This is a genomic window from Mesorhizobium sp. M7A.F.Ca.CA.003.01.2.1 (assembly GCF_003998945.1).
Lineage (GTDB): Bacteria > Pseudomonadota > Alphaproteobacteria > Rhizobiales > Rhizobiaceae > Mesorhizobium > Mesorhizobium ciceri.
On the sequence record NZ_RZRA01000870.1, the window covers coordinates 1 to 2,371 of the forward strand.

Below are 2,371 nucleotides of genomic sequence, written 5' to 3' on the forward strand. Positions count from 1 at the left end.
CTGCAAGGACTGATCGCCGATCTCAATCGCAAATCGCGCGCATCCGGCCTTTATCTGCCGGCGAGCGAAAACGGGTGGGGAAGCGCGCTCGCCTCGGCCTGGATGACAGGTTTTCCGCTGCGCACCGGCTTTGCGCGCGGCCTCCCTGAATTCGATCCCTGGCGCTGCGATGTGGAGCGCATGATCGCTGCCGGCGAAGCTGACCTGCACCTGCGGATCTCCGCCGCAACGGCCCAACTACAGAAAAAAAGGGCACGCATGGCGCTGATTGTGCTGACGAAAACGGAAAAGCCGGTTGCCGGCGCCGCAGTCACCATGGCCATCGGCGAGGCTGGGGTCGATCACGATGCGGTTGTCTACTCCAGCCGCACGGGCTCGCTCAGGTCGATCGATGCGCAAGCGGCCTCGCAATTGCCCTCCGCCGCGACGATCATCCGCCTGATCGCTACCCACGCTTTCCTCGAGCCACTGCCATGCTGACGAAAATCGCCGACGGCGACATCATCGATCCCGTCAACGGCCGTCTCGGCAAAGGCGACCTCTGGATCAAGGACGACAAGATCGTTCCGGCGCCGGCGGGAGGGGCGGCCGACCGGACCGTCGAAGCCAGCGGCTGCATCGTGATGGCTGGCGCCATCGATATCCACTCCCACATCGGTGGCGGCAATGTGAACACCGCGCGGCTGCTCTTGCCCGAACAGCATGCCGCCCATCAGCTGCGGCCAGCAATGACGCCGCTCGCCAATGCCGGCTGGTCGACGTTCCAGACCGGCTGCCTCTACGCAAAGATGGGCTTTACGACGGTCGTCGAGCCGGCGATGTCGCCGGGAGCGGCGCTGCACACGCATCTCGAACTGGCTGACATCCCGATTATCGACAAAGCGACCCTTGCCATTCTCGGCAACGACGATTTCCTGTTGTCGATGATCCGCGACGACGCCCCCCGGACGATGATCGAGGACTATGTCGCCTGGACGGTCGCTTCGACGCGAGCGCTTGGGGTCAAGGTGATCAACGCCGGTGCGGCGGCCGCCTTCAAGGAGAACGTCCGCACCTTCTCGCTGGATGATGTCGTGCCTTCCTATGGCGTCAGTTCGCGCAAGATCGTCAAGACGCTGCAGGCCGCCGTCGACAGTCTTGGCTTGCCGCATCCCTTGCATGTCCATTGCAACAATCTGGGCAGCCCCGGATCGGCGGATACGGCGGCTGCGACGATTGCAGCGGCGGATGGACTGCCGCTGCATCTCGCCCACCTCCAGTTCTATGGCTATGGCACGGAAGGAAAACGCGGGTTTTCCTCTGCCGCCGCACGGCTTGCCGAACTGGTCAACGCGACGCCGGAAGTCACCATCGATATCGGCCAGGTGATGTTCGGCCAGACGGTCACGGTCTCCTCCGACGTCATGCGGCAGTTTTCGGCGCGTGGCAGCGCACACCCGAAAAAGACCGTCATTCATGACGGTGACGGCAATGGCGGCGGCATCGTGCCCTACAGCTATGGCAAGGACTTCTACGGCACGATGCAGTGGGCGATCGGGCTCGAGCTTTTTCTCCTGATCGACGATCCCTGGCGTGTGTTCTTCACCACCGATCATCCCAACGGTGCACCTTTTACCGCCTATCCGGCGCTGTTCGAACTGCTGATGAGCCGGGAAGCGCGCGCCGAAATGGCCGCCGGACTTTCACGATCCGCCCTGGTGCTCTCTACCCTGGCCGCAATCGACCGCGAATACACGTTCGAGGAAATCGCCATCATGACGCGCGCGGCGCCAGCCAAGCTGCTCGGCTTGACGGATCGAGGCCATCTCGGCGCCGGCGCAACAGCCGACGTCGCTGTCTATCGCAGGGACCGCAGTATCGCCAAAATGCTCGGAGAGGCGGCGTATGTTTTCAAGGATGGCGATCTCGTCGTGCAAGACGGGGAAATCATCCATTACCGCTGGGGCAAGGCATTGAGGCTCAAGCCGCCTGTCGACAAGGCAATGGTGCGACGGCTCGAGGACTATCACCAGCAGCGCTACGGCCTGTCGCTGGACTGGTTTAATTTCCCGGATTCCGCGATTGCGCGCGAACAGCCATTCGGCGAGGTGCCATGCCGAACATGAGCATCAATGGCGTAACGATCGACGATACCTTCGCGGAAGCCTTCGGCATGCGCGCAACCGCCATCGTCATCACCGCGCCGAGCCGGAAATGGGCTCGCCAGGCGGCGATCACAATGACCGGCTTCGCCACCTCGGTGATCGGTTGCGGCTGCGAAGCGGCAATCGATCTCGACCTGCCGCCATCGGCCACACCGGATGGCCGGCCGGGCTGCCGCGTCATGATTTTCGCGATGGGAACGGACGAATTGAAGAAACAACTGCTCAAT

The 2,371-nt window shown here is 62.8% G+C and carries 1 protein-coding gene and 2 pseudogenes; all 3 read left to right on the forward strand.

Annotation, left to right across the window (positions count from 1 at the left end):
• Window positions 1-480: pseudogene (locus EN969_RS26920) on the forward strand (tungsten formylmethanofuran dehydrogenase); the annotation flags it as partial.
• Window positions 474-2,105, forward strand: a complete 1,632-nt coding sequence (locus EN969_RS26925) for a formylmethanofuran dehydrogenase subunit A (protein ID WP_063167858.1) — start codon at window positions 474-476, stop codon at window positions 2,103-2,105. The pseudogene EN969_RS26920 and the gene EN969_RS26925, both read left to right, overlap by 7 nt.
• A pseudogene (locus EN969_RS26930) lies at window positions 2,093-2,371 on the forward strand (formylmethanofuran--tetrahydromethanopterin N-formyltransferase); the annotation flags it as partial. The gene EN969_RS26925 and the pseudogene EN969_RS26930, both read left to right, overlap by 13 nt.

Excerpts from the sequence above, each read along its gene's own strand:
- EN969_RS26925 (WP_063167858.1), top strand. The coding sequence starts at position 474 with ATGCTGACGAAAATCGCCGACGGCGACATCATCGATCCCGTCAACGGC.